Source organism: Nostocoides sp. (assembly GCF_035343835.1).
Classification (GTDB): domain Bacteria; phylum Actinomycetota; class Actinomycetes; order Actinomycetales; family Dermatophilaceae; genus Nostocoides_A; species Nostocoides_A vanveenii.
Genome location: NZ_DAOQZV010000348.1, coordinates 1 through 2,343 on the forward strand (window position 1 = coordinate 1; position 2,343 = coordinate 2,343).

The window sequence follows — 2,343 nt, forward strand, 5'->3', positions numbered from 1 at the left end:
CACGGGTGGTGCCGATGCCGCCGGGGCCGTTGAGGACCATCCGGTCGACGCGATCCGGCCGGTCGAGGGCAAGCCGCAGCGCCGCGCCACCGCCATAGGAGTTGCCGACGAGGTGCGCACGCGGGATGTCGAGCGCGTCGAGCAGGCCGCCGATAGCAGCGGCGAGGTCGCCGAACGGGTCGTCGTGATCGAGGTGCTTGCTCGATCGGCCGTAGCCCGGCAGGTCGGGGATGACGAGGGAGAAGTGCCGGGCCAGCGCCGGGATGTTGCGGGTCCAGTTGGCCACCCCGCTGGCACCAGGGCCGCCGCCATGCAGGAGGACGAGCTCCGGCCCGCTCCCGGTCGTGGCCACGTGGATGTCCCGGGCGCCGACGCGCACAGGCCGTTCGATGAGGCTCATGCCTGTCCTTAAAGTGATGGATTCATCAAAATACTGTGATGAAAGCATCAAGTAAGAACGTCACAAATGTCAAGCCGAATATGATGAACTCGTCATCTCAGGAGGATCGATGAGCACCGGAGCCGCACCCACCGGGCATTCGAAGCGCCGGGCGCGCACCCGGGCCGCGCTCCTCGCTGCGGCGAGACAACTGCTGGCCGAGGGCCGGGAGACCGCCAGCATCGAGGAGATCACCAAGCGGGCGGGCGTGGGCTTCGGCTCCTTCTTCAATCACTTCCCCGGGGGCAAGGACGAGTTGTTCACCGAGGCGGTCCTCGATGTGCTGGATGCCTACTCGGCGTGGGTGACCAGCCTCACCCAACCGCTGACCGACCCGGCCGAGGTCTTCGCCCTCAGCTTCCGGATAACCGGGCGTCTGGGCGCCGCCCAGCCGGATCTCTTCGCGCCCGTGCTGGCGCGGGGGAGCGAGATCCTGCTGGTCGACCGGGGTCTGCGGCAGGCGGCCCTCGCCGATCTGCGCGCCGGCGTGGACTCGGGCCGGTTCATCGCGTTGGACCCCGAGGTGCACCTCCTCGCAGTCGGCGGCGTGCTGCTCGGGTTGATGCGAGCCGCCGTCGTCACCCCGGGTTTGACGACCGCGGCCATCGACGCCGTGTCCGCAGGGGTCCTGAGGATGTTGGGGGTCTCGGCTCAGGAGGCGCAGGAGATCTGCGCTCGTCCCTTGCCAGGATCGCCGGGGGTGGCGCAGTGGTTCGCGGCGGTGGCTGTGCCATGACCGGGGTGACTCGCACGGTCGTTTGCGCCGGCCTCGTCACCGTCGATCTTGTCCACGTCGTCGCCGGCCCGCCGAGTCCGGACCAGAAGATCGTGGGGCTCAGTCAGCGAATCGAGGTCGGCGGGCCGGCTGCCAATGCCGCGCGTGTGGCGAGCGCACTAGGTCTCAGCGCCCGGTTGATCGCTCCCTTTGGCGACTCACCACTGACCGGGTGGGTGCGGTCGGCATTGACGGCCGAGGGGGTCGAGTGGGTCGATCCCGTTGCCAGGCAACCGAATCCGTCGCCGATGTCGAGCGTGATGATCAACGCCGCGGACGGGTCGAGAACGGTGGTGTCGGGCGGGGCGCCCCCGCACTTGGGCGACTCCGGACATCTTGCCGCCCGCTGTGCGGAAGCCGTCGCGGGAGCCTCGGCCGTGCTGGTCGATGGGCACGGGGGGTCGCTACCGGCAGCTGCCGCTCGCGCGGGGCGAGCGCACGGCATACCGGTGCTGCTGGACGGTGGCAGCTACAAGGACGGCATGGAGAGCTACTTGCCGGACGTGGATCTCGCCCTGCTCTCGGCAGACTTCCGTGCTGGTGATGGGGGCGATCCGCTCGCTTGGTGTCTCGGCGCGGGTGCGCGAGTGGCGGCCGCCAGCGGCGCTGCCGGACCCATCCGATTGCTCTCCGGCGCAACGGAATCCGTGGTCGCTGTCCCTGCGGCTCGCCGTGTCGTCGACACCCTTGGTGCCGGCGACGTGTTGCACGGCGCGACCCTCGCCGCGCTGGCATGCGTCCCCGACCCCAGCACGTATGCCGGCGTCCTCACCTTCGCCGCCGAGGTTGCCACCGCGTCGGTCGAGCACGCCGGCGCGCTCGGCTGGTCGGCAGATCCTGTTGCTCGTGATCGCGCTCGACGCGCCCTGGCTGTCCTGGGGTGAAGCCTCGGGGAAATGCCGCCACCGCCCTGGCGCCGGTGTGGCAGGGTGTGCCGATGCCCAGCACGCTCATCGAAGTCCGCCGCGCCTATACCCGCGCGGAAGAAGCGGCCATCATCGAGGCGGTAAACGCGAGCCTGGTCGCGGCGTTCCGGATCCCCGATGAGGATCGCTACATCCGCCTTCAGGCTTACGAGCCGCATCGGATGCTCAACGGTCTTGCCGACGGTGAGCCGGACGGCTACACG

The 2,343-nt window shown here is 69.6% G+C and carries 3 protein-coding genes and 1 pseudogene; 3 read left to right on the plus strand and 1 reads right to left on the minus strand.

Translation table 11 applies throughout. The annotated features are described in order from the left end of the window. The coding region (locus PKH97_RS15930; RefSeq protein ID WP_324388593.1) for an alpha/beta fold hydrolase at positions 1-400 on the minus strand (400 nt) is incomplete at its 3' end. Positions 401-509: 109 nt separating this feature from the next. Here PKH97_RS15930 and PKH97_RS15935 point away from each other — a divergent pair. From PKH97_RS15935 to PKH97_RS15945, 3 genes and pseudogenes are all read left to right on the plus strand, one after another. After that, the gene (locus PKH97_RS15935) at positions 510-1,175 is read left to right on the plus strand and encodes a TetR/AcrR family transcriptional regulator (protein WP_324388594.1); all 666 of its coding nucleotides are present in this window, start codon (positions 510-512) and stop codon (positions 1,173-1,175) included. Between the two features lie 5 nt (positions 1,176-1,180). Further along, positions 1,181-2,098 (plus strand): PfkB family carbohydrate kinase, encoded by a 918-nt coding sequence (locus tag PKH97_RS15940; protein ID WP_324388595.1) that lies wholly within the window; start codon positions 1,181-1,183, stop codon positions 2,096-2,098. A 53-nt stretch (positions 2,099-2,151) separates the two neighbouring features. After that, positions 2,152-2,343 (plus strand): annotated as a pseudogene (locus tag PKH97_RS15945) (tautomerase family protein); the annotation flags it as partial.